Consider the following 24,877-nt stretch of genomic DNA (forward strand, 5'->3'; position numbering starts at 1 on the left):
CCCTTCCATAGTCGTTGATACCAGCTCCTGTTCTGGGGGCCATAACGACAAAGATATGATGGAGGGGTTCATCTTGGCTAATCAATTCAAACTTCTGGTCGGCAGCAGCGCCCTTGCGGCAATGCTGGCAGCCTGTGGTGGGGGAGGCAGCAGTTCAGCGCCAGCTTCCAACACCTCGGACGCTGCCACGCGCGCGCTACCACCGGAAATCGCAGAGATCATCGACGAACAGAATGAGCTCACCGATGCCTTGTGTCCGGATGCGTCTGGCGACGCCGGTGAAGGGGGATCCATGGATCCCGGTGAGTGTTTGACTGAAGGTGAAGAAGGGTCGGAAGACGACACCGGTTTCGAGCTGTCACAGGACATGATTGTCCAGCAGTTCTGCCCGGATGCGGCGGTGGCCTTTGATCCTGCCGGCCTGTTTGATCCGGCCATGCTGCAGGAAGATCCGCAGGCTGCCCTGACCGGGTTCTTCGAGCAGTCCGGCACCTTTGCTGCGGCTTGTTTGCAGGAAGCGGCGGGCAATCTTCAGAACGCAGGCGATCTGCTGGGCGGTTCCAACCCGATTACCGAGGCGATCTGCCCGGAAGAATCCCTGGACGGTAACGTTGACCCGGCCAACTGCTTCGCAGAAGCCGCTGCTGGTGGCAATTTGCCCGGTGGTGGTGACGGTGGCGATGGCGCCGCAGACCCGATTGCCGAGCAGCTTTGCCCGGAAACCGGCTCGATTGCGCCCAACCCGGCCTCTCCAACCGCGTGTCTGGATGAAGCCAGCCGTGTCTATATCACCATCATCGACATGATCACCGCGCCCAATCCGCTGACAGAACAGATCTGTCCTCAGGATGCGGCGGATGGCCGAGTGAACCCGCCGGATTGCTTCGCCGAAGCGACCATGGGTATTGGTGGTTTCCCCGGCGACCCGGGCGGTGGCGATGGCAGCAACCCGTTTGCGCCGGTACTGGAACAATTCTGTCCGGATACCGCTGCCGCACCGATCGGCCCGACAACCCCTGTGGACTGTCTGGCGGAAGCGGGCGGTGATTTCGAAGATGTGCAGGACTTGCTGCTGGGCCCGAACCCGCTGACCGAGAACCTGTGTCCGGAAGCGGCCCAGACCACGCCGATTGATCCAGCAGCCTGCTTCATGGAAGTTGGCGGTGGCGGACTGCCCGGTGGCGGTGGTGGCGATAACCCGCTGGCGCCAGTACTGGAACAGTTCTGTCCTGAAACCGCTGCAGGTGAAGTGGGCCCGACCACGCCCATCGACTGTCTGACTGAAGCCGGTTCTGCGTTTGGTGACGTTCAGGACCTGTTGCTGGGCCCGAACCCGCTGACGGAAAACCTGTGCCCTGAAGCGGCTCAGACCACGCCGATTGACCCGGCAGCCTGCTTCGAAGAAGCGGCCGGTGGTGCTGGCGGTCTGCCCGGCGGTGGCGGTGATAACCCGCTGGCGCCAGTGCTGGAACAATTCTGTCCGGAAACCGCTGAAAACGAAGTCGGCCCGACCACCCCGGTAGATTGCCTGGCGGAAGCCGGTGGCAACTTCCAGGACGTGCAGGATCTGCTGCTCGGTCCGAACCCGCTGACAGAAAACCTGTGCCCGGAAGCGGCCCAGACCACGCCTATCGATCCGGCTGCCTGCTTTGAAGAAGCGGCCGGTGGTGCTGGCGGCCTGCCCGGTGGTGGCGGTGATAACCCGCTGGCACCGGTGCTGGAGCCGTTCTGTCCGGAAACCGCTGCAGGCGAAGTGGGCCCGACCACGCCCATCGACTGTCTGACCGAAGCCGGTTCCGCCTTTGGCGACGTTCAGGATCTGATCTCCGGTTCCAACCCGCTGACCGAGGCGCTGTGCCCGGAAGAGTCTGCTGACGGCACGGTTGATCCGGCTGCCTGCTTTGAAGAGGCTGCCGGTGGTGCAGGCGGTCTGCCCGGTGGTGGCGGTGATAACCCGCTGGCGCCGGTGCTGGAACAGTTCTGCCCGGAAACCGCTGAAAACGAAGTCGGCCCGACCACCCCGGTAGATTGCCTGGCGGAAGCCGGTGGCAACTTCCAGGACGTACAGGACCTGCTGCTGGGTTCCAACCCGCTGACCGAGCAACTGTGCCCGGAGGCGTCTGCGGATGCTCCGATTGATCCGGCAGCCTGCTTTATGGAAGCGGCCGGTGGTCTTGCACCGGGCGGTGGTGAGCTGCCGGGTGCTGATGGCAACCCGCTGGAACCGGTACTGGCTCAATTCTGCCCGGACACCTCCGAAGCAGATTTGGGCCCGACCACGCCGATCGATTGTCTGACTGAAGCTGGTGGCAACTTTGGCGATGTGCAGGACCTGTTGCTGGGCAGCAACCCGCTGACCGAGCAGCTGTGTCCAGAAGCCTCTGCGGATGCACCCATTGATCCGGCAGCCTGTTTCATGGAAGCGGCCGGTGGTCTTGCGCCAGGCGGTGGTGAGCTGCCGGGTGCCGATGGCAACCCGCTGGAGCCGGTACTGGCACAATTCTGCCCGGACACCTCCGAGGCGGATCTGGGACCGACCACTCCGCTGGATTGCTTGACCGAAGCGGGCGGTAACTTTGGCGACGTGCAGGACCTGCTGCTGGGCAGCAATCCGCTGACCGAGCAACTGTGTCCGGAAGCCTCTGCAGATAGCCCGATTGATCCGGCAGCCTGCTTTATGGAAGCGGCCGGTGGTCTTGCGCCAGGCGGTGGTGAGCTGCCGGGTGCCGATGGCAACCCGCTGGAGCCGGTACTGGCTCAATTCTGCCCGGACACCTCCGAAGCAGATCTGGGCCCGACCACTCCACTGGATTGCCTGACCGAAGCGGGCGGTAACTTTGGTGACGTACAGGACCTGCTGTTGGGCAGCAACCCGCTGACCGAGCAATTGTGTCCGGAAGCCTCTGCAGATAGCCCGATTGATCCGGCTGCCTGTTTCGAAGAAGCCGCTGGTGGTTTTGCTCCGGGTGGTGGTGGCCTGCCGGGTGCCGATGGCAACCCGTTGGCGCCAGTACTGGGTCAGTTCTGCCCGGATGCTTCCGAAGCGGATCTGGGGCCGACGACGCCTTTCGATTGTCTGATTGAAGCCGGTTCTGCTTTCGGAGACATTCAGGATGCAATCTCGGGCTCCAATCCGCTGACCGACCAGATTTGTTCAGAAGAGTCTGCCGACGGTAACGTGGACCCTGCGGCGTGTTTCATGGAAGCCATCAGTGGTGGCGCTGGCGGTGACGGCACGCCGCTTGATCCGATCCTTGATGGAATCTGCCCTGATGCAGCAGCGGGTGGCCTTAGCCCGACGCTGGCATTCGAGTGTTTGCTGGAGGGAGGTTCTGGCTTGGCCGGTTTGTTCGGCGGCTAAGTTAGCCCTGCTAACCGTTTGAAGAAGCCCGGCAATTGCCGGGCTTTTTTTGTGCGCTTAGCGAAGAAGCGCTTTTGCACTGGGGATTTGTCTGCAAGCGAAGTGGGCTATACCTGCAGTGAGTCTCCATAGGGGAACGCCCACAAAAAAGCCGCCCTGAAGGCGGCTTTTTTGTCAGCAACGGGGCGATTACTTCTGCCGTTTCGGCAGCACCTCGCGCAGTTTGTCGGCCATGCTGCGAATGGCTTCTTCGGTGGTGTCCCAGGCGATACAGCCGTCGGTGATGGACACGCCGTATTCCAGGTCGTCCAGATTTGGCGGGATCTTCTGGTTGCCGAATTTCAGGTGCGATTCCACCATCAGGCCGAGGATGGAGTCGTTGCCTTCCAGAATCTGGTTGGCGATGTTTTCCATCACCAGCGGTTGCAGGCCCGGGTCCTTGTTGGAGTTGGCGTGGGAGCAATCCACCATGATGTTGGTGGAGACACCGGCTTTCTCCAGTGCCTGTTCAGCCAGCGCCACGGATACGGAATCGTAGTTCGGCTTGCCGCCACCGCCACGCAACACAACATGACCATACTGGTTGCCTTTGGTGGTGGTCAGCGCCACGCGGCCTTCCGGGTCGATGCCCAGGAAACGGTGCGGGTGCTTTACGCTGAGCATGGCGTTTACGGCCACATCCAGGCTGCCATCGGTACCGTTCTTGAAACCCACCGGGCTGGACAGGCCGGAAGACATTTCCCGGTGCGTCTGGCTCTCGGTGGTGCGCGCGCCAATGGCGTTCCAGGCGATCAAGTCCTGCAGGTACTGCGGGGTGGTCGGGTCCAGCGCCTCGGTGGCGGCAGGCAGGCCCAGTTCAGCCACATCCAGCAGCAGCTTGCGGGCGATATGCAGGCCGTCTTCCACCTTGAAGGAATCGTTCATGTAAGGGTCGTTGATCAGCCCTTTCCAGCCCACAGTGGTACGCGGCTTCTCAAAGTAGACACGCAGCACCAGGTAGATGGTGTCGCTCACCTCGTCGGCCAGCTTCTTCAGCCGGGCGGCGTATTCCATGGCGGCGTCCGTATCGTGGATAGAGCAGGGGCCAATCACCACGAACAGGCGATGGTCCTTGCGGTCCAGAATATTACGGATGGTCTCGCGGCCGCTGATAACAGTCTGGCGGGCGTTATCGCTGAGAGGCAATTTTTCCTTCAGCGCGTTGGGCGTAATCAGTACGTCCTGCGAGGCAATGTTAAGGTCGTCTACCTGCTTGTCGGTCATGATGTGCTTTGCTACCTGTAGTTGCTGGAGGCCCCGTGCCCCGTTCTTGCGCGGCGGGCTCTGGCTGACACTCCCTTTGTAGAGGTCCAGCAGTCTAGCGGAATCAGCCGGTTATAGAAATATCAAGGGGCCTGTCTGCGCCATAGGGTGGGGCAATGAAGGAAAGGCCAGCTATTAGCTACGAGCTGCTAGCTACCAGGCGCGAGGTGGTCCTGGGGTACGAATAGTCAGTGCCCGCGTTCCGACCGAATCCGCATACCTGACAGGTTATTTAAGAAACGGGTGTTCCTCGCAGCTAGAAGCTCGTAGCTAGCAGCTTAGTCCTTCAATCAACTCTTCCGCATAGGCCGGCACCAGTTCGCTGGCCAGCCCATGCTGGTGTTCGGCAAAGGCGGTGAGCCGCTGGGAGGGCTCCAGATTCAGTTCCACGGTGTGCGCACCATGGCGGTTGGCCTCTTCCACAAAGCCGGCGGCCGGGTACACGTTGCCGCTGGTGCCGATGCTGATAAAGCGGTCACACTGGGACAAGGCGCGGTAGATGGTCTCCATCTGCAGGGGCATTTCCCCGAACCACACCACATGGGGGCGCAGGCAGCCTTTGCCGCCGCAGAGCGGGCAGGGCAGGTTGACGGTCAGGTCGTGGTCCAGGTCCACCAGGCCGCCGCTGGTCTGGCAGCGGCCCTTGAGCAGTTCGCCGTGCATGTGGATCAGATTGCGGCTGCCAGCCCGTTCGTGGAGGTCGTCGATGTTCTGGGTCACCAGCAGTACCTTGCCCGCCGGGAAGGCTTTCTCTAACTTGGCCAGTGCCCGGTGGGCCGCATTGGGCTGAATGGCCGGTGTGAGCAGCTGTTGGCGGCGCTGGTTGTAGAAGTTCTGCACCAGCAGGGGATTGCGCAGGAAGGCTTCCGGGGTGGCCACATCTTCTACCCGGTGGTTTTCCCACAGCCCGTCGGCGGCGCGGAAGGTCTTGATCCCGGATTCCGCAGAGATTCCGGCGCCGGTAAGTATTACAATGTTTTCAGCCATTTATCCGCCCGTATTACGTAAGGTTTCAGATTCTATGGACACCATTATCGACCTACAGGAAAACCTCAGCCTGCCACCGCGCGGTAACGTGACCCTGCTCCACTTTCATCAGGGCATGGTGCTGCTGGTCGGCGAAGACGCGGTGGGCCTGTATCGCGACCGGGTCGCCATCGATGACCCTCTGGCCAATGGTGTCATCGGCTACGAAACCATTCCACCTTCATTGCAGCCGCAGTGGAGCGAGGTGTGCGGTTTTGTCCGCGAGCATCAATCCGGCTTTGTTGGCCTGAATGAAGGGGGCGTGCTTTTTATTCGCCCCGATGGGGTGGCGCTCTATCCCAGTGGCATGCATGCGTTGCAGAATCAGGACATGAGCTGGTTGATTACCTTCCCGCCACTGAATGCCTAAATAGAGAAGCAACACGCGGCACGCAACACGGAAAAGCAAAAACCGTCGTAACCTGCAGCATTGAAGCGCGGCTGCGGCATTGAAGAGATGAATAGACCTGTATCGCGTTGTGGCGTTGAGCGTGACGCGTGCAGCGAAAAACGGAGTTTTTTTATGGCCGAAGAAACAACCCGCCTGCGTTTGCGTACGCTCACCGAAGACGATTACCCGGCGTTGGCGCGTCTTATGAATCAGGTCTATCACGATATCGGTGGGGCCTGGCCGGAAGACACCATCAAGACCCTGATCCGCATTTTTCAGGATGGGCAGCTGGTGATCGAAGACAATGGCGAGCTGGTGGCCACGGCGCTGACCATCAAGGTCAAATACGACCGTTTCTCCAACCCGCACCGCTACGAAGACCTGATCACTGATGACAAGGTGCGCTCCCACGACAAGAAGGGGGATGCCCTGTACGGCCTGGACGTGTTTGTGGACAAGGAGTACCGCGGCTACCGTCTGGGGCGTCGTCTTTACGAAGCTCGCAAGGAGTTGTGCCGGGAAGAAAACCTGCGCGCCATTCTGGCCGGGGGGCGCCTGCCGGGGTTCACCAACTACGCTGACCAGATGAAGGTCACCGAGTACATCGAACAGGTGGAATCCCGCGCCATTTACGACCCGATTCTGTCGTTCCAGCTTTCCAATGGCTTCGATGTGAAGCGTTTGATGAAAGCGTACTTGCCGGAAGACGAAGACTCCCACGGCTACGCCACCCTGCTGGAATGGGACAACATCCTCTACGAACCGGAAGATGACGACGCCGAATGGCCGCGCCGTACTGTAGTGCGTGTGGGGGTAGTCCAGCGCCGCATGCGCGCCGCCCGTGACGTGCAGGACCTGCTCAATCAGGTGGAATTCTTTATCGATGCGTTGTCCGATTACCGGGCAGACTTCGCCGTGTTGCCGGAATTCTTTAGCGCCCCGCTCATGGGCCTGCGCCCGGAATTGAACTCCGTGGAAGCGGTGCGCTTCCTGGCCAGCTTCACCGAAGAAGTCCGCGATGCGCTGGCGGACATGGCGGTGAGCTACAACATCAACATCGTCGGCGGCTCCATGCCGGTGATCGAAGATGACAAGGTCTACAACGTGGCCTACTTGATGCGCCGCGATGGCTCGGTGGAATCCCAGTACAAGATCCACATCACCCCCCATGAACGCCGTGACTGGGTGATTCAGGGTGGTGACAAGCTGCAGGTATTCGACACCGACGCGGGCCGGGTGGGCATCCTGATCTGCTACGACGTGGAATTCCCCGAACTGGGCCGGATTCTCGCCGATGAGAAAATGGATATCCTGTTCGTGCCGTTCTGGACCGACACCAAGAACGGCTACCTGCGCGTACGTCACTGCGCCCAGGCCCGCGCCATCGAAAACGAATGTTACGTGGCCATCTCCGGCTCCGTGGGCAACCTGCCGCGGGTGGATGCGGTGGACATCCAGTACGCCCAGTCCTCGGTATTTTCCCCCAGCGACTTCTACTTCCCCCACGATGCCATCATCAGTGAATCGGTTCCCAACACCGAAATGCTGATGTTTGCGGATGTGGATCTGGAAAAACTGAAGCTGCTACACCGGGAAGGGTCGGTGACCAACCTGCGCGACCGGAGAGATGATCTTTATAGTCTGGATTGGAAGAATAAAGACTGAATCCTGCCAAGGCAGGGCCGCCCGGCCCTGCCGATTGCCTTCGCACCGTTATCAACTGTAGGAGCGCCACTTGAGGCGCGAACTGCACCGTTATCAGACAGAAGAAACCGGGATCAGAAAACGACGCCTTCCTCATATCACAGCCGCCTGAAAAGGGCTTCGTTGTAACCCATTGAGATTTCTGCTTTTATCGGTGGTATATAAATTTTATAAATGTGGCATGAAATCGGTGCGTTTATTGGGTATTCGAGCGGGTTTCCTAATAGCTGTAATACACCTTAGCCCGCACCTATAGAGGACGAAATGCGTATTGATTTGGACTACATGGCTCGCCTGCTAGATGTTTTCCTAGAGGCAGATGCCGCCCATATTTCTGTCCCCGAAATTGAGCGCTCTGGTTTACAGATAGCCGGGGAAAATGGCCTGGATGAAAAGTTTCTTTTCCATTTCCAGTTGGCTGCTGAAAATGGTTTGATCAGTAACCGAGATCTTCAGGTAAACGGTCTCAAGTCACTGGGTGTTACTATTGGGGCCGGAGGCGGGGTTTCGCTTGTATCGACCCCAATACGCCTTACCCAGTCGGGCCATGATTTCGCCAATGCATTGCAAAACAAAGAGGTTTTGGTGAGGCTTCGGTCGGAATTGAAAGACGCTCCATTCAGAGTCCTATTCGACGGCAGCCAGAAGCTGCTAGAACATTTCCTAAAGAAAAAGCTAGATCAGCTATTGGAGTAAGCTGTGTCTAGCAAGTGCAGACACAGCCACGGCTTTTCCATTCCGGCTGCACCTCTATTACAAAGCCGCGCGTGCTGCGGGCGTTACATGGAAAGAGTAAGTGAATCACACTGAGAACTCATCATTTCGAGAAAAGCTCATAGAGCATCTGTTTATTGGAGAGCTACTAAAGCTCTCTTGGAAGAGTTCTAATTGCACGCTAGAGGTGGCCAGCCCAGAAGTCGATAATGCTGGATACGATGTAATAGCGGAAGACAATGGAATAGTAAGGCATATACAACTAAAAGCCTCATACATTGGCGGTAGAACAGCTAATCAGAAAGTCCATACAAGACTTTCTGATAAACCATCTGGGTGTGTTCTCTGGATTTACTTTAACGAAGATACCTTAGAGCTTGGTCCATTCCTCTTCTTTGGGGCACAGCCAGGCGAACGACTTCCAGCCCTTGACGGGCTCAAAGTCGCAAAGCATACCAAGGGTGATCAGGACGGGTTTAAGGCTGAAAGGCCGAATATCAGAGTCCTTCCAAAGGGTAAATTTAGAAAAATTGAATGTGTCGACGAAGTCTATGCGGCCTTGTTCGGTGCAACTATGTAACAAAGACCATGCACGCGACTAGTGCGTGCATGGCGACGTTGGGCGTCATAAGGAGAGCATTAAATGCCAGCAATGTACGACAAGCCTGTCCGAATTCTCATGCAGGAAATGATCCCCGCCCTTAAACTTTCTCCAGGTGATACCTTCACCCGGGAACAAGCTGTCCAATGGTTCGCTGAAAATTATCCAAAGATTAAACAGGGCACTGTCGCTGCACACTTAGTCCGTCTCTCGACCAATGTGCCGACCAGGCTGCAATATAGCGTTCGGCCAGACGGGTCGGATGATCATTTCTTCAAGATCGATAGCAGCACTTTTCGCCTATACGAACTAGGAAGAGACCCAACGCCGATCTCAGAATCCACCCCGGCCAGTGAAGAGCCGGCTGAAGCCACTTCAGAGGGAACTGGTCAGTTTGCTTATGAGCACGACCTTCGAGATTTCCTTGCTAGGAATCTTCAACTTCTTGAGCCAGGCCTTACTCTGTACTCCGATGAAGGTATCACTGGTGTGGAATTTCCAGTCGGCGGCCGTTTCATCGATCTACTAGCTGTTGATTCATCTGGGAATTACGTCGTGATCGAGCTCAAGGTATCGAAGGGCTATGATCGGGTAGTCGGCCAGCTCCTTCGCTACGTGAACTGGATCAAGATCAATCAAGCTGACGAAGGTCAGAGCGTCAGAGGCGTGATTGTCGCAAAGAACATTAGTGAAGATCTTCGGCTCGCCTGTGCGGGCTTGCCAGATGTTGCATTGGCGGAATACGAATTGGCAGTGTCGATTAAACCAATTGCCGGGCTGAAGTCATGAGGCTCAACATTTCGTTGCAATGGACATTGGCAGCTAGACAGTAAGGTCTTGCCAAGAGCCCATCGGCTCTTGGTGGTCAGGCTGTTCGCGCCTCGAGAGGCGCTCCTACAGCAGGCTCTCGGGTCAGTGTAGAAATGTCGATCTTGTTGTTCGCCTGACAAGCTGAATGAAATCAAAATAATCCTCAAACCCTCTGGAGAGACAATGAACGCCAACCTGGTTAGAAACGGCTTTATCGCCGCCGCCTTGATGAACATCGGCGGTGTCCTGCTTTTTTCCCGTGCCTTCACCAATGACGCTATCAACCAGGCCGATCCGGTGGTCATGTCCAACTTCGGGCTGCTGATGATTGTGGTCTGGGGGCTGGCCTATCTGGGGGCGGCGTTTATCCAGGGCAATATCCGCTGGCTGGCGGCGGCGTTTGCCGTGGAGAAGCTGGTGTACGTGGTGGCGTGGGGGCTGTGGATGGCGAACCATAGCCTTGGCGCGGTGTATGAGCAGGATCTGTTTGCCGGGGTGTTTTACAGCATCTATGGGCTCAACGATCTGGCCTTTATGCTGTTCTTTGGCTGGGTGTTCCTTTCGCAGCGTTCCAAGGGCTGATTGCCCATGGACCCCACTGAAACCGGGAAGAAGTACGACACCCTGACCCACCTGTGGGAAAGCGAGAAGTTCAATCGTCAGAATGGCGTTGAGGCGCACAAGCGGGCGCTGCAGTTTGTCCGCCGCAAGGGCCGGGCGCTGGATGTGGGGTGTGGGTGTACGGGCCGGTTTATTGATTTGCTGCAGGAGCAAGGCTTTACGCCGGAAGGCGTGGATATTTCGGCGAAGATGCTGAGGCTGGCCCGCGATCGCCACCCGGATGTGACGTTCCATCATCAGGATATCTGCCAGTGGGACAGCCCTGCTGATTATGCTTTTATCACGGCGTGGGACAGCATCTGGCATGTGCCTCTCTTGGAACAGGAAAATGTTATCACCCGGCTGGTGAACAGCCTGAAAGCGGGCGGGGTGTTGATCTTCTCGTTTGGCGGTAGCGATGAACCGGGAGATCACCGGGATGATTTCATGGGGCCGGAAATGTATTACTCCTCACTGGGGGTTAACGGATTCCTGGCGCTGGTATCCCGGCTTGGCGGTGTGTGCCGGCATCTGGAGTATGACCAGTATCCCGAGCTTCATACCTACATGATTGTGCAAAAGCCTGAGGCATCTGTTGACTGATTTTCTCCTTCGGCAGTGTGCCGGTTGCTGGCGCTCAGGGGGGATGCGATGAGCATATTCTACTGTCTTAACATCGTAACGCTGGCGGCCCGCCAGTAAGCCGGGAGACGTTAATGCCGCTGTCGATCAAACGTGTGGTGCCACTGGAGTCGTTCAAGCTGATCATCGAGTTCGATGATGGCAGTTTTCGCCAGTTTCCCTCTGCCCGGGTCGCGGATACACCGCTGTGGTTTCTGGCGTTTCCTCTCAAGCTGCGAGCCTGTGACGTCACCCCCGGGGCGATGAGCTGGACGGCCCTGGATAAAACCCAGATGTGGGATGGCCAAAATGTGTGGGAGCAGGAAGCGTCGCTGGACGTGCCGGCACTGCTGGAGTGGTCTGAAACAGTGGATTTTGCGGATTTGAAGACGGCGACCTTGACCCTGGGCATGGAGAACCGTGCACCCACTGAGCAGGATCAGCGGCATCATGTGTATACCGTTTCCATACGGCCCTTCTGCGATGACAAATGGTTGGTGTTGGGAGAAAGCATTGGTGGAGGGTTTGCCGAGCGGGGCGGTTCGGTGGCTCTGACGCTGGACAGTATCGATACGTTTGGTGACTGGAAGCGGCATTGTCAGCTTGCCGGTTGCGATTGGGTTGTTCCGTTTTTCCTCCGTGTTGATATGGATCATGCAGAGCGGGTGGACGACATCCTGCGGGCTTACCGGAACAGACTTCCCTGATGGCGGTCGGATAATGGATCTGAATGATTGGAAAGCGAGCGGGGTAGGGGTATGTCACAACGCCTGGGATGCGGGTTAGCGTTACTTTTGGGGCTGTTGTCAGGCGTTGTGCAAGCAAACGCTTTTCAACAGGATCTGGTGTCGGCGGCGCTTGAGCGCACGCAGCATCAGGTTAGCTACAACGGCGCCTACTATCGGTTGGATTACCCCAATGGTGATGTGCCGGCGAATATCGGTGTCTGCACCGATGTGGTGATTCGCGCTTACCGTACTCTGGGCGTGGATCTTCAGGTTTTGGTTCATGAGGATATGGCAGCCAACTTCGCGGCTTATCCGTCCAAACGGATCTGGGGGCTAAGTTCCACCGATCGCAATATCGATCACCGCCGCGTGCCGAACTTGCAGGCTTTCTTTGCTCGCCATGGCAAGTCATTGCCGATAAGCCAGACTCCGTCGGATTATAAGCCCGGAGATTTGGTGACCTGGATGTTACCCGGGAATCTGCCTCATATTGGCATTGTTACCGACAAGCTGGCGGCGAACACGGGCACTCCGAAGGTCGTGCATAACATTGGTGCGGGGCCTCGCCTGGAAGACATGTTGTTCGACTACCGCATCACCGGGCATTATCGGTATGAGCCTGCGGGCGATCATTCTGAATAAGCGAAGGAGGGAGAGATGGCGACCTATCCAATCGACGGTGCTTGCCAGTGCGGTGCGGTGACCTACCAGTTATTGGCTGAACCCCAGAAAGTACTGGCCTGCCACTGCAAGGCGTGCCAGAAGCTGTCCACCAGCGCATTCAGCCTTACCGCGGTTGTGCGCGCCCAAGACATTGTGTTTCACGGTGAAATGCGCGAATGGCTGCGTACTGCGGACAGTGGCAATACCAGTGCGGCAATGTTCTGTCCCACCTGCGGCAATCGCATTTACCACGTTAACCCGGATGAGCCAGGCAGTATCAAACTCAAACCAGCCAATCTGGCGGATACCAGCATTCTTGAGCCGCAGGCACATATCTGGATCAGCGAAAAACAGGATTGGTTCAAGATTCCGGAAGGGGTGAAAACCTTCGATAAGCAACCCTGATTGTGGTCCTCCCGGGGCTGAGATATGGTCAACATTCCAGGGGAGCGGCAGCGTGTACTGGCTTGCGGGTTACGGTGAAACGCTGTGCTAGGATCTGCCTACATCTTCAGCGATAAGGACATTGATAATGATGAAACAATGGATCATAGTCGGTTTGGCGATAATGCTCGGGGCTTGCTCGGAAGAGCCCGGGAAAGCACAAGAGCCGGTGGATAAAAGCGCTGGCGTTGAGAAAAAAGCCGTGGCGGATACTGTCGCGGTGACTGATGCGAATTATTCCACGGCCATGTCCGACTTGGCCATGCAGAAGGAATTTGCGCAGGGAGCGAGCAACACCCAATGGCATCACCATCGCACCATCATGGAGCTGGACAAGCAGCCCGCGCCGATGATGAACCGCGATACCCTGTATTCCTTCTCCATTCTCGATGGTGGCGGTGACGTGGCAATTACCCTGCCGGAGACAGATGGCCGCTATCAGTCGCTGCATGTCTGGAACCATGATCATGTGACCTATAAAACCTTCTATGGTCCCGGTCGGTATGTCATTCCGGCGGACAAGACCAGCGATTTTTTTGTTGCCAATGTCCGCACCCAGGTCGACGCTTCCAGCCCGGGTGATGTGAAGAAGGTCAATGGCTATCAGGATCAGTTGAAAATCGAGTTTCTCAACGGCTATGAGCCCAAACCTTTCAAAGTCACTAACTGGAACATGGATGATTTCAATAAAGTGCATGCCAAGTATGTGGCCATTGCCGGGAAAGAAGGGGTGATGGGTACGATGGGCACGCTTGAACACCCGGTGTCCCAGGAAGACAGAAATCGCGGCATTTCCATTGCCACCGGGCTGCTGCCAGACAAGGAAGCCGTTTACCTTACGGCGTCCTATCAGGCTGGGCAGGGCAAGACACTAAAAGCGACCTATCCGGTGCCTGGTATGGCAGACCCGGACCTGGGGTTTTATTCCATCACAATTTATGGCGATGACCAGTACTTGCACACGGACAAGGGGTCTACCATTAGCAACAAGGAAATTACCCTCAACGAGGATGGCAAGAGCTTTGATCTGTACTACGTGCCGGAGTCGGAATACGGCAGCCATGACAATGAGTTGATCGTTCCAACGGAAACGTTCTGGATCAATTTTCGTGTGTACCTGCCGGCGGAGTCCGTCATTTCGGGAGAATACACTTTGCCGGAACCGACTCAGCCCTGATTGCCTTCCTGTGAGACTTTCGGGCGCGCTGCCCGAAAGTCTTGCGGCAGATGCGCCATGAATTCATGGAAGGGAGAGCCTGCCGCCAACCCCGGTCCCTCATTCGCCGATTGCCTGTATGGTGTCCTCAGCGTCATTTCCACCCCCAAACACTTTTGCCTTGGTGGCTTTCACTGCGAAGTGTGCTGCAAGCGGCCCGGCGTTTACGCAGTTCAGCAGCAACTGCACCGTACTAGCCCGTCGCATTGTGTCTGCGACGTGACAGTGGCGCTGAAACCGTCCACCATCCAGTGGGCGTGGTATGAAACTGCGGTAAACGCGATTACGCCACAAGGGTGCGTTAGAAAAGTCCTTCACAAGGGAAGCGGTCAATGGGGCAGTGGTTTGTTCTGGTGAAACAGGTATTCCTGTTAATTGGGGTGATGGGATTGCTGTGCGGCTGTGTGGGGACGCCGGTGGCTGATGTGGATGCCGTGCGCGAACAGGTTGACTGGAAAACCGACAAGGCGCTGCAACAGTTCTCTGCCGAGATGCCGGAGCTGCAACAAAAACTGGATGCTGCCCCGGGTTACATTGTCGGCACCACCGATGTTTTGCTTCTGGGTCCCCTGGGGGGTGGCACGTCGGTGGCGGTATTACACGACCAGCGCGATAACACCCATACCTACCTGGATATTCATTCCGTTCGCATGGGGCTGGGGATTGGTGCGCGGGCGGAGCGCTTTGTGGCGGTGATTAGCGACCCGGCTGTGATCGACCAGATCACACGGGGCAAGTGGCTGTTACGCTCCAATGCAAGTTCCAATGTGGGCAACAGTGATGAGCAGTTGGGCTCTGCCAATGCAGGTATTGAGCTGTTCACTGCCAGCGAATCCGGAGTGTCAGCCGGGGCCAGCATGGATATCAGTCAGGTGCGGGTGAACCATCGTCTGACCAACACCGGTCTGTCCCAGTATAACTATCCCAACCGTCGCTCAGCGCTCGACAGTAGCGGCGACGATGTTCCCCGTTACTGGAACCACCCGTTGCCATTTCTGGGCAAGCAGGCGGTGGCCCGTGGCTATGATTTGCCTATGCCTTTCGGGATTGGCGTGCTGCGGGCAGATGTACGCCAGGATATGCGGATTGAAAACCTGGAAGTGGGCTTTAATGACAATGGCACCCGGCCGTTCCAGTTCGTGTCCTTTGGTGCCGACAGTGACTTGATTACCGAGCAGATCAAGGTGGACGCCTGGGTGCTGCCGTTCCTGAATCTGTATGGCACCTTCGGGCAGGTAAACGGGGATCTGGATCTGGATATTCAACTGGATGGCGATACTCTGCTGGCTCAGACCGGCAAGGATTGCACCGGCGCCATCAGGCCGCCGGTGTGCTATCTGTTTGAAGGCAAGCAGGTGCGTTTCCCCATTGATGTGGACCTTAGCCCGATGAATTACGGCGCCGGGGGCGTGGTGGCCTCCGGGTGGCGGGACTGGTTTTTATTGGTGCCGTTTAACGTCACCTGGACCGATTCCGACAAGACAACGCTGGAGGGGCGCGCCTTCACCGTCAGCCCGCGAGTGGGTCGCGGCTTTGCATTAAACCGGGCAGGGCGGTTGACGGTGTTTGCCGGGGGGAACTATCTGGATGTGCGGACGGTGGCAGCCGGTAGCCTGGCGATTCCGGGTACCGATCAAGTGCTGGATTACAAGGTGGATCAGAGCAATTCGGATCGCTGGAATCTGGTGGCGGGAGCCAACTGGGACGTAACGCCGCGGCTATCGGTGATGCTGGAATACGATGGATTTATCGGTACTCGCGATGCGTTTATTTCGGCCGTTACCGTGCGCTTCTAATGGCTTTTCTTCCCTGTAGGAGCCTCACTTGAGGGGCGAAATCCAAACCTGAAAAGACATCTGCCAATGCCAATTCTCATAGAGGGAATGGAGATCACAGGGTAGAACCATTAATTGTCTTTGTGGTTTCTGCTCTGTGGTGAGACGAGTTTCGATCTCCCCGTCGCTGTTCGCCCCTCAAGTGGCGCTCCTACAGTCGTCTGCTGTGGCGGGGGTCAGTGTCGTTTGGCGTAGGCGTAAATCACGGCGGCCACCGGGATGCCCAGGCCCAACCAGGATACTCCGTCGTAGATGCCATCGCCGAGCAGGGCGGCCAGAAGCCCCACGATACTGGTGATACCAATGAACAGCGGAAGGGCAAAGGTTCGGCTCATCATGCACATCCAGCGTTGCTGCTACGCCGCCGCACCCACCACAGGTACAGGCCGGTCACCAGCACCACAATGGTAAACAGGTCCAGCACAAACCAGAGAATCTTCAGCGGTAATCCGCCGTAATCTCCAAAGTGTAGTGGCCCGGAAAGGGCGAGTGCCTTGTTGTACCAGGGCATCTCCCGCTTGCCGGCAAACTCGCCGGTGCGCGCATCAATCAGCACCGGGGTGGTGATGTGCGAAGTCAGCGGCGTGTTGCCGTGCAGGAAAATGGCGTAGTGATAGTTGGTGGACCAGGAACCACCGGGGAAGGCCACGAATTGCAGGGTCATGTCCGGCGCTGCTTCCACTGCCTGCTTGACGGCATCATCCAGCGAGGCCATCTCAGCCGGGGTGGGAACGGTGTCACCCTGGTAGCCGGCAGTCAGGTCGGCCAGTGCCTGGGTTCGCCAGGTAGTGGTGATAGGGTCCGCAAGGCTGTTCACCACGCCGGTGAGGCCCACCACGGTGAGCCAGGCGACGGTCACGATGCCCAGCAGGTTGTGATAGTCCAGCCACTTGATGCGTTTGGCGCGCTGGGTGCGCAAGGCGCCGAATTCCAGTTTGCGCATGAAGGGCGCGTAGAGCACAACGCCGGACACAATGGCGATGATCAGCAGCAGGCCCATGGCGCCCAGGAACAGCATGCCGGGTAAGCCCAGGAACATGTCGGTGTGCAGTTGCAGCAGGAATTCCATGATGTCGAAGCCATCGTGACCGGGTACCGGCTCGCCGCTGGTTCGATCGAAAGATGCCATGGTCATGTCGCGTCCGGGGGAATCCGGCGCGGGACCACTGGTGACGTTGATAACCGGGCGGTCGATATCGAAGCTCATGTACAGCGGGACTTCACCAGAGCGGTGCTGCGCCGCCTGCTCGAGAATATCGTCCAGACTCAGCAGCGCACCGTCAGGGTTGGCGGGTTGCCAGTGGTCACTGTGGAGAACGCTGTCGAGTTCATCATGAAAGATCAGCGGCAGTCCGGTGATGCAAAGCATTAACAGGAAGGCGGTGCTGATCAGGCTGGTCCAGGTGTGCAGAGAAGACCAGATTCGGAACGTGCTTTGTTTCATAAAAGATTGCCCCGGCACAGGCCGGGGCGTTTCCCTGGGATCAGAATTCGTAGGTGCCGGATAGCATAACGGTACGCGGAGCGCCTACGGTCAGGTAGCTGGAGCCGGGGAAGCCGCCGGCGGAAGCCCAGTAGTCCGCATCTGCCACATTCTCTACCCGGGCGCGCAGGGTCAGCATCTTAGCGTCTCCGACCGGGATCAGATAGCGGGCACCGAGATCCAGGCGGGTCCAGTCCGGTATTTTCTGGGTGTTGGCGGCGTTGGTATATTGGGAACTGGTGTAAATCACGCGGCCGTCCAGGGACAGGCCTTCCGTGCCGGGGACAGCCCAGTCCACATTCAGGTTGGCCTGGGTGTCCGGGGAGCCAATGGCGTCTTCACCATCCACGTCGGTATCCAGCAGGCTGACACCGCCGAGCACCGTCAGGCTGTCCAGTGGCTTGCCGTAGGCCATCAGTTCCAGGCCGTTGTTTGTCTGGTCGTCTACGATTTCAAACTTGTTGTTGCCGTCGAAACCGGTGATGGGCTTCTTGCTCTGGAACAGGGAAACGCTGCCGCCCAGATTTCCGGCGTCGAACTTCATACCCAGTTCGGTCTGTTCGGTGGTGAAGGGGGCAATGGTTTCCCCGGCGTTAGCCACCGGCTGGCTGTTGTTGTTGGCGGGAGCGTTACCGCCAGCCACCAGGCCTTCGATGTAATTGGTGTAGAGGGAGACGGAATCGGTGAGGCGGTACAGTACGCCAACGGACGGGGTCACATCGTTGTCTTCGTACTTGTTGCCTCGATCACCGGTGTTGTAGTCGTAGCTGGTGTCTTCGATTTCCTGGTAGCGGGCACCGAGCGTCACCAGTAGTTTATCGTCCAGCATGGCAAGCTGGTCAGCCAGTGCGACGCTGCGCATCTGGGTTTTGATGGTGGTTTTGGGATCGTTGAGATCGCCACCGGCGAAACCCAACGCCGGCATGGGAGCCGTCTGGGGGTTATAGATATTGCCGGTGATGCCTCCCCCAAAAATAAAGGCGTTCTTGGAGTCCAGTTCATAGCTGGCAGTGGACAGGCTCAGGGTGTGGCCTACCTCGCCGGTTGCCAGTTCCCAGCGAACCCCGGCTTCGCCAGTGATGACGGTATCTTCCCGGACATTCTCGAAACGGCTCGCGGTGTAATCGCCAGCGGTATTGTTAACAGTGGGGTTGGCGAAGATGGCATCTTCGTCGCCCTGGCGGGCCCCGGCAGCGAGCCAGGCGGTGACGTTATCCGCAAAGTCATACTCGGCGCGCAGGGTGCCAAACAGGTCTTCAGAGTTGGAGTAAGTCCAGGGTTGGGCGATGCTCTTGTCGGCATCCGGGGTTTTCTGGATTGGCACGCCGGAGGCAAAGGTGATGCTGGGCATGGATGCATCCATGCTGAATTTCTGAAAGCCCAGGTCGGCGGAGAGACGCAGATTCTCTTCGCGGAAATCCACACCGATATGTGACATGGATATTTTCTGGTTCTCACCATCCACAGCGGTGTCGCCATCGCGGCGGGCGGCGTTGATACGGATGCCGGCACGGCCGTCGTCACTACGGCGCGCCAGGTCCACAGCACCGTAACCCTGGCCGCCGCTCTCCACGCCGAGGGTAAACTGGTTCACCGCGTAGTTGGGGGCGCGCTTGGGCAGTACGTTGATTGCGCCGCCCAGTCCGCTGCCACCGGGCGCGGCGCCGTTCAGGAACGCATTGGCACCGCGGAATACCTGGACGCGCTGAATGAACTCCGAAGACAGGTATTGGCGAGGGAGCAGCCCATACAGGCCGTTGTAGCTCATGTCGTCGGAGTACACCGGCAGGCCGCGCACCAGATAGACTTGCTGGAAGTTGCCGAAGCCGCGGGCAACACGCACTGCCGGATCATTCAGCAGCACATCACCGACACTCTCCGCTTGCTGGTCTTCGATCAGCAGTTCTGTGTAGTTGGTGAAATTGTAAGGGGTTTCCAGACTATCCTGCTTGCCAAGGATCCCCAGAGAACCGCCTTCGGCCACCTGGCCACCGGCGTACGCTTCACTAAGACCTTCCTTGGAGGCGTCGGCACTGCTTTGTACTTTTACGGTTTCAAGAACATGGCTCTGTTCCTCGTCTGCATGGGCAAAGGAGGCGGTGAAACAGGCGAGTGTCAGTGCGGTCAGGCGATAGGGAAAGGTCGACATGGCAATCCTGTAGTGACAGCGGAGGGAGCATTTGGATAACGGCCCAGCGGCAGTGGAGCAAAGCGTTATCCTGGGAGCTCTTGGTAAAATTATGACTGCTAATGGGAACTGTTTGTATTCTCTTTTCATAATAGTCTTTTTCTAATGGCTAAATAGCATTTAGCTATCACGGTTTGAATGGCCGGCAGGTAAACTGTGCCGATGCCAAGCCGCTACCACCGTCTCGATCGTTTTCTCAGCCAGGTTCTGCAAGTCAGCCGCAGCGGGCTGCGACCAGTGCTGGCTGCGGGGCGGGTGCGGGTAAATGGCGTGCCGGTACGGGATCGCCAGCAGCGAATCGGCCCGTTTGATCGGGTAGAGCTGGACGGTCAACCACTGCAAAGTGAAGCGCCGCGTTACTTGATGGTGAATAAGCCCGCCGGCGTGGTCAGTGCCACCAGTGACGATCAGCACACCACCGTGATGGATTTGTTGCCTGCGTCACAGCGCCAGGGTTTGCATCTGGCCGGCAGGTTGGATTTCAACAGTACCGGACTGGTGTTGCTGACCAATGATGGCGCTTGGTCCCGGCAGCTGAGCCAGCCGCAGAGCCAGGTTCGCAAGCACTATCGGGTGACGGTGGAGCAGCCTTTGACGGAGGCGTATGTGGCCGCATTTTCCGAAGGCATGTGGTTCGCATTCGAGGGCATCAAGACACGCCCGGCAGAGATCAAGATTCGCAGTGCTTACGAGGCGGATGTCTGGCTGTGCGAAGGCCGCTATCACCAGATCAAGAGAATGTTCGGACGTTTCGATAACAAGGTGCTGACGTTGCACCGTCTGGCTATTGGTCATCTGGTTCTGGATGAAAGCCTGGCCCCGGGGGAGAGCCGTGACCTGATGCCTGGGGAGGTGGCCGGTATCGCGGGATTGTCCTCCCGGGGTTAGCGTCAGGCCGCCGGCGCCAGCCTCCGGCACAGTGCGACAGGTTTACGCGCGTCCGCGATGACCTTAAATCAGCGGTTTGCCTTTTTTCAGCCGGCGACGGAAGTCCCAGAGCGGCAGCAGATAAGCGGCCTGGCGAATAGGGCGAGGAAAGAGACGGCTGATACGACCAGCCATCCGCACAAAGCGTTCAAATTTGCGCTGCTTGTCGTCGTTCCATTCCAGCTGCATCTGATCGCGGAGTTCTTGAGGAAGAAAGCCGGTGGTGATGAACCGGTTGAAGCGGCCGAACAGGAACTGGCTGACCGGGCTGAGAAACTTCAGGTCGGCGATGATCATCAGAAACTCCCGCACACGCTCATCAATGCTCAGGTGCTTCAGGCCGTTTTGCCAGTACGCCTCAAAGCCGTCCAGATCCTTTGGCCACATGTCCTGGCGCACCTGCAAGGTGGTGCCGAGCGGGTGAGATAACCGGTAGAACGCTTCCTGCTCCGCGTGGCTCAGCGGCCGGTTAACTTTCTGGTAGGTATCCACAAAGCCCCAATACAGGCAGGCGGCCACCCACATCTGCAATTCGGGATCGAAAGCGTTGTACTCCACCGGCGAGCTGTCGGTGGAATAGACCTGCCTGTGCGCCCCGTTGACGGCCTTGCGATAGGCCAGTTTTTCCTCGTTGGTACCCATCATGGCCACGGCCAGATAGGTAAAGGTGGTGCGGGTGCGTTTGAACGGGCGGTGCAAAACGGAGCCACTTTTCACCCGGCTCTCGGCAACGCCATAACCGACGGCGGGGAGGGCCAGTTGCATGATGATATTGGCGCCGGCAGACAACATGACGGTGCTGTCCAGAATGCCGGGGAATGTGCGGTCCAGCTCTTTGGCGCTGAGGGGGGCCGGCCATTGGTTCTCAAGCCGGTTTTTTTTGTCGAAAGCAGAGGCTTGTGCGGTCATTGTTGTTCATCCTCGAAAGCCGGCGGCTAAGCCGGTCATACGCTCGTTTCAATTTATGCTAACGAGGATGTATTCATTAAACAATGAGACAAAATTAATTATTTGTATCGTTTCTCGGCATGCGTTGTGGCCCACTATAACCGCAGTGCCCGGAAGACCGCCCGTACATGACCGGCGAGTACGTGGGTGGCTGACCCTTCTTCCCCGCGGTAAAGCATGGCGATCTGATAATCGCCCAGTTCGGGGAGGGCGTATTCGTCACCCAGTTGCTGCAAGGGTGGCTGGATCAGGCTGAGGGGGAAGGGGCCAATGGCCAGATCTGCCTGCATGGCAGCTTCCTGGCCGGCACAATGTTCGCTGGTATAGGCGACCCGGTAGCGATGCTGGCTGTGGTCCAGCGCTTCCAGCGCCATTTTGCGCCAGGGGCAGCCCTGGCTGGCCAAGGCCAGGGGTAGAGGATTCTGGGTGACCGCGATACCACTCTGGGCGCCTGCCCATACCAGCGGCTCGCTATGCACCACTTCCCCCCGTGCCGGCCGCGCCTGTTTGCCCGTGGTTACCATAATCAGGTCCAGTTTGCCGGCATCCAGTTGCTGCAACATGTCGGCGCTGCGACCGACAATCACATTCACCTGCACCGCAGGGTGGGAACGGGAAAACTGGGTCAGCACCTGGGGCAGAATGCGGGTGCCGATATCATCCGGGGTGCCCAGCCGTACGGTGCCTTCCAGCTCCGGGGCGGTGAAGTGGCTGATCGCCTCCTGGTTCAGTTTCAGTAGCCGCCGGGCGTAACCGAGCATGGCTTCCCCTTCGGCGGTCAGGCTGACTCGCCGGGCTTCGCGGAGAAATAGCCGTTGGCCAACCTGTTCCTCCAGGCGCTTGATTTGCATGCTCAACGCAGAGGGGGTGCGGAACACTTCGTTGGCGGCCTGGGTGAAGCTCTCGGTTTCAGCAATGGCCACGAAACTGCGCAGGATTTCCGTATCCAGCAGGGGCTGGAGAGGGGTGTTGGGTGGCATGGTTAACCTTTCAGAAAAATTGAACGATAGGTGCAGTTCTTTTCGATTTACTGATGATAAACCTAATTGCATTATGGAGGCCAATCACAGCCCAGCCACTCCATATTGTCATCAGACAGGGAGGAGACCATGAAGCACAACGAAACCCAGCCACTTGAAGCCCCGGTACGGATTCAGTCCCGCAAACCGGACCTGCACATGCCGGCCATGCCTCCGCTGGCGATGATGGATGCCCTTGATTATCGCATTCGTCTGGCCTGGTACCGCCTGCGCAAGAACCGTGCGCAGCAGCGTGCCCGGGTTATCCAGCGTCTGCAGAGACCTCTGGCCTGACCCTTTTTGCCGGGCTGTCAGGGTTTGACAGTCCGGCCATAACAAAAAAGGCGCCTGAAAAGGCGCCTTTTTTGTTTGTGACACGGAAGCCGTGACGGGAATTACATGTTCGGGTAATTCGGGCCGCCGGTGCCTTCCGGAGCCACCCAGTTGATGTTCTGGGTCGGGTCCTTGATGTCACAGGTTTTGCAGTGGACACAGTTCTGGGCGTTGATCTGGAAACGATTTTCGCCGGTGTTTTCGTCTTCCACCACTTCGTACACGCCCGCCGGGCAGTAACGCTGGGCCGGCTCGTCCCACTTGGGCAGGTTAACCTCAAGCGGCACGCTCGGATCTTTCAGCGTCAGGTGACAGGGCTGATCTTCTTCGTGGTTGGTGTTGGACAGGAACACGCTGTCCAGCTTGGCGAAGGTGATCTTGCCGTCCGGTTTCGGGTAGTCAATTTTCTTGCTCTGGTCAGCCGGCTTCAGGGTAGCGTGATCCGGGGTGGTATCGCGCATGGTGAAGGGCAGCTTGCCGTTGAACAGGTTCAGGTCGACAAAGGCAAAAGCGGAACCGATCAGGTTGCCGAACTTGTGCTGGGCCGGGCCGAAGTTGCGCTGCGCGTGCAGCTCTTCGTACACCCAGCTCTTCTCAAAGGCATCCTTGTATTCGGTCAGCTCGTCGCTGCCGCGGCCGGCTTTCAGTGCTTCAGCCAGTACTTCGGCAGCGATCATGCCGGACTTCATGGCCGTGTGGGTGCCTTTGATCTTGGCGAAGTTCAGCGTGCCGGCGTTGTCGCCAACCAGCAGGCCACCGGGAATGGTCATCTTGGGCAGGGACTGCAGGCCGCCCTTGACGATGGCACGGGCGCCGTAAGAGACACGCTTGCCGCCTTCCAGATGCTTCTTGATTTCCGGGTTGGTCTTCCAGCGCTGCATCTCATCGAATGGAGAAACGTGCGGGTTGGAGTAGGCCAGGTCGGTGATCAGACCCAGGGCAACCTGGTTGTTTTCAATGTGGTACAGGAAAGCACCACCCGGAGAGCCGGATTCAGTCAGCGGCCAGCCTGCGGTGTGAACGACTAGGCCTTCCTGGTGCTTGGCGGGATCGATGTCCCACAGTTCCTTGATACCGATACCGTAGTGCTGGGGGTCGGTGCCTTCGCGCAGGTTGTATTTTTCCTGCAGCTGCTTGCCCAGATGGCCACGGCAGCCTTCGGAAAAGATGGTGTACTTGGCGTGCAGTTCCATGCCCGGGGTGTAGCTGGGCTTGTGCTCGCCGTCATGGCCGATGCCGGAATCGCCGGTGGCGATGCCTTTAACAGACCCGTCTTCGTTGTACAGCACTTCGGTAGCGGCGAAGCCGGGGAAGACTTCGATGCCCAGGCCTTCGGCCTGCTCGCCCAGCCAGCGGCACAGGTTACCCAGGGAAATAATGTAGTTCCCTTCGTTGTGCATGGTTTTGGGGACGAACATGTTGGGCACTTTCTGTGCCTTTTCCGGGCCGGTGAGGAAGAAGATATCGTCGCCGGTCACCTTGGTGTTCACCGGGGCGCCCAGTTCCTGCCAGTTGGGGAACAGTTCATTCAGGGCGCGCGGCTCAAGCACCGCACCGGAAAGGATATGGGCGCCCACTTCGGAGCCTTTTTCTACCACAACAACACTGATTTCCTGACCGGTTTCCTGGGCGATCTGACCCAGACGGCAGGCAGTTGCCAGACCGGAAGGACCGGCGCCGACGATGACTACATCGACTTCCATAGATTCGCGTTCCACAGCCTGTCTCCTCGCTATCGATTGCGTGTTTGGCCCGGGAGCCACTGAGAAAGATGTTCTGACATTAGTGGTAACAGAAAACCTTTCTCAGTGGCCAACCGAGACCAGCCTTGGGGTGGCGCGGAGTATATAGAGATAGAAGAAACCACACCACTACTGGGGTTGACCCTGCGGACGCGAACTTGTGTCAACATTTGAACCGGCGCAGGGCACTTTCAAACAAGTGTTTGGATTATCTCTTGCTA

23 protein-coding genes are annotated in these 24,877 nt (G+C 57.9%); 15 read left to right on the plus strand and 8 right to left on the minus strand.

Annotation, left to right across the window (positions count from 1 at the left end; all coding sequences use genetic code 11):
* Positions 1-73 precede the first annotated feature (73 nt).
* On the plus strand, positions 74-3,361 hold the full coding sequence (locus ADG881_RS00610) for a hypothetical protein (protein ID WP_198004979.1): 3,288 nt from the start codon (positions 74-76) through the stop codon (positions 3,359-3,361).
* A gap of 189 nt (positions 3,362-3,550) precedes the next feature.
* Here the strand turns inward: ADG881_RS00610 and ADG881_RS00615 are convergent, their stop codons facing one another.
* Together ADG881_RS00615 and cobB are read right to left on the minus strand one after the other, a co-directional pair.
* Positions 3,551-4,624: a 3-deoxy-7-phosphoheptulonate synthase gene (locus ADG881_RS00615; protein ID WP_007151566.1), complete on the minus strand. Its 1,074-nt coding sequence runs from the start codon at positions 4,622-4,624 to the stop codon at positions 3,551-3,553.
* Between the two features lie 309 nt (positions 4,625-4,933).
* Complete coding sequence (gene cobB, locus ADG881_RS00620; protein ID WP_007149623.1) at positions 4,934-5,650, minus strand: Sir2 family NAD+-dependent deacetylase; 717 nt, start codon at positions 5,648-5,650, stop codon at positions 4,934-4,936.
* Positions 5,651-5,684: 34 nt separating this feature from the next.
* Here cobB and ADG881_RS00625 point away from each other — a divergent pair, with 34 nt between their 5' ends.
* From ADG881_RS00625 to ADG881_RS00680, 12 genes are all read left to right on the plus strand, one after another.
* Positions 5,685-6,059, plus strand: coding sequence for a hypothetical protein (locus tag ADG881_RS00625; RefSeq protein ID WP_007150715.1), 375 nt, complete (start codon positions 5,685-5,687; stop codon positions 6,057-6,059).
* A 153-nt stretch (positions 6,060-6,212) separates the two neighbouring features.
* The gene (locus tag ADG881_RS00630; protein ID WP_007149923.1) at positions 6,213-7,745 is read left to right on the plus strand and encodes a bifunctional GNAT family N-acetyltransferase/carbon-nitrogen hydrolase family protein; all 1,533 of its coding nucleotides are present in this window, start codon (positions 6,213-6,215) and stop codon (positions 7,743-7,745) included.
* Positions 7,746-8,048: 303 nt separating this feature from the next.
* Entirely contained in the window at positions 8,049-8,480 is a 432-nt protein-coding gene (locus ADG881_RS00635; RefSeq protein ID WP_039925858.1) for a DUF2513 domain-containing protein, read from the plus strand.
* A 100-nt stretch (positions 8,481-8,580) separates the two neighbouring features.
* Positions 8,581-9,078, plus strand: a complete 498-nt coding sequence (locus ADG881_RS00640) for a hypothetical protein (protein ID WP_039925860.1) — start codon at positions 8,581-8,583, stop codon at positions 9,076-9,078.
* Between the two features lie 63 nt (positions 9,079-9,141).
* A complete protein-coding gene (locus ADG881_RS00645) occupies positions 9,142-9,888 on the plus strand; it encodes an endonuclease NucS domain-containing protein (protein WP_039925862.1) in 747 nt (248 codons plus the stop codon).
* Between the two features lie 204 nt (positions 9,889-10,092).
* On the plus strand, positions 10,093-10,491 hold the full coding sequence (locus ADG881_RS00650; RefSeq protein ID WP_007149548.1) for a hypothetical protein: 399 nt from the start codon (positions 10,093-10,095) through the stop codon (positions 10,489-10,491).
* Positions 10,492-10,497: 6 nt separating this feature from the next.
* Positions 10,498-11,112: a trans-aconitate 2-methyltransferase gene (locus ADG881_RS00655; RefSeq protein WP_007148514.1), complete on the plus strand. Its 615-nt coding sequence runs from the start codon at positions 10,498-10,500 to the stop codon at positions 11,110-11,112.
* Positions 11,113-11,225: 113 nt separating this feature from the next.
* Positions 11,226-11,837, plus strand: coding sequence for a hypothetical protein (locus ADG881_RS17170; RefSeq protein ID WP_007150580.1), 612 nt, complete (start codon positions 11,226-11,228; stop codon positions 11,835-11,837).
* A 51-nt stretch (positions 11,838-11,888) separates the two neighbouring features.
* Positions 11,889-12,500, plus strand: coding sequence for a DUF1287 domain-containing protein (locus ADG881_RS00665; protein WP_039925864.1), 612 nt, complete (start codon positions 11,889-11,891; stop codon positions 12,498-12,500).
* A gap of 15 nt (positions 12,501-12,515) precedes the next feature.
* Positions 12,516-12,926, plus strand: a complete 411-nt coding sequence (locus ADG881_RS00670) for a GFA family protein (RefSeq protein WP_007151191.1) — start codon at positions 12,516-12,518, stop codon at positions 12,924-12,926.
* Between the two features lie 127 nt (positions 12,927-13,053).
* Entirely contained in the window at positions 13,054-14,142 is a 1,089-nt protein-coding gene (locus ADG881_RS00675; RefSeq protein WP_007150379.1) for a DUF1214 domain-containing protein, read from the plus strand.
* A gap of 371 nt (positions 14,143-14,513) precedes the next feature.
* Positions 14,514-15,977 carry a hypothetical protein gene (locus ADG881_RS00680; protein WP_007149810.1) on the plus strand — a complete coding sequence of 488 codons (1,464 nt, stop codon included), beginning with the start codon at positions 14,514-14,516 and terminating at the stop codon, positions 15,975-15,977.
* Between the two features lie 215 nt (positions 15,978-16,192).
* Here the strand turns inward: ADG881_RS00680 and ADG881_RS17650 are convergent, their stop codons facing one another.
* Genes ADG881_RS17650 through ADG881_RS00690 form a run of 3 tightly spaced genes read right to left on the minus strand, consistent with a single transcriptional unit; the run spans position 16,193 to position 19,648 of the window.
* Positions 16,193-16,351, minus strand: a complete 159-nt coding sequence (locus ADG881_RS17650; protein ID WP_198005050.1) for a hypothetical protein — start codon at positions 16,349-16,351, stop codon at positions 16,193-16,195.
* The gene (locus tag ADG881_RS00685; RefSeq protein WP_039925866.1) at positions 16,351-17,460 is read right to left on the minus strand and encodes a PepSY domain-containing protein; all 1,110 of its coding nucleotides are present in this window, start codon (positions 17,458-17,460) and stop codon (positions 16,351-16,353) included. The genes ADG881_RS17650 and ADG881_RS00685 overlap by 1 nt, the downstream gene beginning before the upstream one ends.
* A gap of 40 nt (positions 17,461-17,500) precedes the next feature.
* Positions 17,501-19,648 (minus strand): TonB-dependent siderophore receptor, encoded by a 2,148-nt coding sequence (locus tag ADG881_RS00690; RefSeq protein WP_007148695.1) that lies wholly within the window; start codon positions 19,646-19,648, stop codon positions 17,501-17,503.
* 201 nt (positions 19,649-19,849) lie between these two features.
* On the opposite strand from ADG881_RS00690, the gene ADG881_RS00695 reads away from it, so the two are divergent.
* Complete coding sequence (locus ADG881_RS00695; RefSeq protein ID WP_007148425.1) at positions 19,850-20,575, plus strand: pseudouridine synthase; 726 nt, start codon at positions 19,850-19,852, stop codon at positions 20,573-20,575.
* Positions 20,576-20,638: 63 nt separating this feature from the next.
* Here ADG881_RS00695 and ADG881_RS00700 read toward each other — a convergent pair whose 3' ends face one another.
* Both ADG881_RS00700 and ADG881_RS00705 read right to left on the minus strand, forming a co-directional pair.
* Entirely contained in the window at positions 20,639-21,523 is an 885-nt protein-coding gene (locus tag ADG881_RS00700) for an oxygenase MpaB family protein (protein WP_007148592.1), read from the minus strand.
* A 134-nt stretch (positions 21,524-21,657) separates the two neighbouring features.
* A complete protein-coding gene (locus tag ADG881_RS00705; RefSeq protein WP_007149636.1) occupies positions 21,658-22,542 on the minus strand; it encodes a LysR substrate-binding domain-containing protein in 885 nt (294 codons plus the stop codon).
* A 129-nt stretch (positions 22,543-22,671) separates the two neighbouring features.
* Here ADG881_RS00705 and ADG881_RS00710 point away from each other — a divergent pair, with 129 nt between their 5' ends.
* Entirely contained in the window at positions 22,672-22,875 is a 204-nt protein-coding gene (locus ADG881_RS00710; RefSeq protein ID WP_007150948.1) for a hypothetical protein, read from the plus strand.
* A 101-nt stretch (positions 22,876-22,976) separates the two neighbouring features.
* Here the strand turns inward: ADG881_RS00710 and ADG881_RS00715 are convergent, their stop codons facing one another.
* Positions 22,977-24,632, minus strand: a complete 1,656-nt coding sequence (locus tag ADG881_RS00715) for an electron transfer flavoprotein-ubiquinone oxidoreductase (protein ID WP_039925869.1) — start codon at positions 24,630-24,632, stop codon at positions 22,977-22,979.
* Positions 24,633-24,877 lie beyond the last annotated feature (245 nt).

Source organism: Alcanivorax sp. DG881 (assembly GCF_000155615.1).
Lineage (GTDB): Bacteria > Pseudomonadota > Gammaproteobacteria > Pseudomonadales > Alcanivoracaceae > Alcanivorax.

What these genes read in the sequence shown, in the direction of transcription:
- ADG881_RS00675 (WP_007150379.1), top strand. Translation starts at nt 13,054, where the DNA reads ATGATGAAACAATGGATCATAGTCGGTTTGGCGATAATGCTCGGGGCT.
- ADG881_RS00710 (WP_007150948.1), top strand. Translation starts at nt 22,672, where the DNA reads ATGAAGCACAACGAAACCCAGCCACTTGAAGCCCCGGTACGGATTCAG.
- ADG881_RS00615 (WP_007151566.1), bottom strand. Translation starts at nt 4,624, where the DNA reads ATGACCGACAAGCAGGTAGACGACCTTAACATTGCCTCGCAGGACGTA.
- ADG881_RS00645 (WP_039925862.1), top strand. Translation starts at nt 9,142, where the DNA reads ATGCCAGCAATGTACGACAAGCCTGTCCGAATTCTCATGCAGGAAATG.
- ADG881_RS00690 (WP_007148695.1), bottom strand. Translation starts at nt 19,648, where the DNA reads ATGTCGACCTTTCCCTATCGCCTGACCGCACTGACACTCGCCTGTTTC.
- ADG881_RS00700 (WP_007148592.1), bottom strand. Translation starts at nt 21,523, where the DNA reads ATGACCGCACAAGCCTCTGCTTTCGACAAAAAAAACCGGCTTGAGAAC.
- ADG881_RS00685 (WP_039925866.1), bottom strand. Translation starts at nt 17,460, where the DNA reads ATGAAACAAAGCACGTTCCGAATCTGGTCTTCTCTGCACACCTGGACC.
- ADG881_RS00655 (WP_007148514.1), top strand. Translation starts at nt 10,498, where the DNA reads ATGGACCCCACTGAAACCGGGAAGAAGTACGACACCCTGACCCACCTG.
- ADG881_RS00695 (WP_007148425.1), top strand. Translation starts at nt 19,850, where the DNA reads ATGCCAAGCCGCTACCACCGTCTCGATCGTTTTCTCAGCCAGGTTCTG.
- cobB (WP_007149623.1), bottom strand. Translation starts at nt 5,650, where the DNA reads ATGGCTGAAAACATTGTAATACTTACCGGCGCCGGAATCTCTGCGGAA.
- ADG881_RS00665 (WP_039925864.1), top strand. Translation starts at nt 11,889, where the DNA reads ATGTCACAACGCCTGGGATGCGGGTTAGCGTTACTTTTGGGGCTGTTG.
- ADG881_RS00635 (WP_039925858.1), top strand. Translation starts at nt 8,049, where the DNA reads ATGCGTATTGATTTGGACTACATGGCTCGCCTGCTAGATGTTTTCCTA.
- ADG881_RS17170 (WP_007150580.1), top strand. Translation starts at nt 11,226, where the DNA reads ATGCCGCTGTCGATCAAACGTGTGGTGCCACTGGAGTCGTTCAAGCTG.
- ADG881_RS00625 (WP_007150715.1), top strand. Translation starts at nt 5,685, where the DNA reads ATGGACACCATTATCGACCTACAGGAAAACCTCAGCCTGCCACCGCGC.
- ADG881_RS00630 (WP_007149923.1), top strand. Translation starts at nt 6,213, where the DNA reads ATGGCCGAAGAAACAACCCGCCTGCGTTTGCGTACGCTCACCGAAGAC.
- ADG881_RS00705 (WP_007149636.1), bottom strand. Translation starts at nt 22,542, where the DNA reads ATGCCACCCAACACCCCTCTCCAGCCCCTGCTGGATACGGAAATCCTG.
- ADG881_RS00670 (WP_007151191.1), top strand. Translation starts at nt 12,516, where the DNA reads ATGGCGACCTATCCAATCGACGGTGCTTGCCAGTGCGGTGCGGTGACC.
- ADG881_RS00650 (WP_007149548.1), top strand. Translation starts at nt 10,093, where the DNA reads ATGAACGCCAACCTGGTTAGAAACGGCTTTATCGCCGCCGCCTTGATG.
- ADG881_RS00680 (WP_007149810.1), top strand. Translation starts at nt 14,514, where the DNA reads ATGGGGCAGTGGTTTGTTCTGGTGAAACAGGTATTCCTGTTAATTGGG.
- ADG881_RS17650 (WP_198005050.1), bottom strand. Translation starts at nt 16,351, where the DNA reads ATGAGCCGAACCTTTGCCCTTCCGCTGTTCATTGGTATCACCAGTATC.